Raw genomic sequence first — 938 nt, forward strand, 5'->3', positions numbered from 1 at the left:
AAATTGTGCCATTTGTAACTCCTACAATTCCTGTACTTTCACTTCCTCAAACCATTTTTCAAACTCCAGACGTGGAAGCAATTCTTCATCCTTGTCGTAACGCCCTTCATAGCTATAGCGACTTTCAAGGCTGTTTTTCTGAGCATCATAAATCAACCACATTTCAGTTGGGTGCTCACGATGATACTCTTGGCAGACATCAATCAATTTCTGTATGTCTTCAGCTCCGTATTCCAATAAATCGAATGCCATATTATCGGAATCATCTATTTTATTTGTCGCAACTTCATTAACTTTGTCCATTTCGATTACAATACCATTAATCTTATAAAAAACTTTATATGACCGCAATGCTTCTTCAGAGATGCAATAAATGTATACTTTTTCTGCTTGATTTTGGACATATTCTAGTGCTAACGAAATCATGCTAACCTGAACTTCCATAAATTTATCTTCAAATTGTGTCATGTTACTCTCCTACTCTAACTCATATAAATTCGATCTGTATTGTTTGCTCAGTCATCATGGAATCCACTTCCTCGACAAGTTTATCTATCTCGTTCTGTGTGATACGAATGTGGTTGTATGGTGGCTCCCAATTCTGTATACTTGACCTATATACAGTAAAATTTCCATCGGTCAACAATTCTCCCTTTGCTTTTAAAACATAACCATTTTCATAGTCAAATGTGATGATAGACCTTGTACCAGAAATTTTCATTTTTCTTCCTTTTCTTATATCCCTTTTAGACTAAACTTGTAGAGCATTCATAGTATTTTTTATTTGGTATTTCAGCATGATAGAACTACCTTAAAAATCAATGTTAACGTTTTCCATTATTATACCATACAAGCGCTTGATATGAGGGGCTTGCTAGTTAAAAACTAACAAAAAACACTGGTTATGATATGATACCTCTTAAGTAGACATGGTAAAT

Annotated in this window: 2 protein-coding genes; both read right to left on the minus strand. The window is 34.2% G+C overall.

The window, feature by feature from the left end:
- Window positions 1-21: 21 nt before the first annotated feature.
- Window positions 22-468 (minus strand): hypothetical protein, encoded by a 447-nt coding sequence (locus HMPREF3237_RS04330; RefSeq protein ID WP_070888963.1) that lies wholly within the window; start codon window positions 466-468, stop codon window positions 22-24.
- Window positions 469-487: 19 nt separating this feature from the next.
- Entirely contained in the window at window positions 488-721 is a 234-nt protein-coding gene (locus HMPREF3237_RS04335; RefSeq protein WP_070888964.1) for an Imm74 family immunity protein, read from the minus strand.
- Window positions 722-938: the final 217 nt, after the last annotated feature.

Origin of the sequence: Streptococcus sp. HMSC34B10 (genome assembly GCF_001839505.1) — a bacterium.
GTDB lineage: Bacteria > Bacillota > Bacilli > Lactobacillales > Streptococcaceae > Streptococcus > Streptococcus peroris.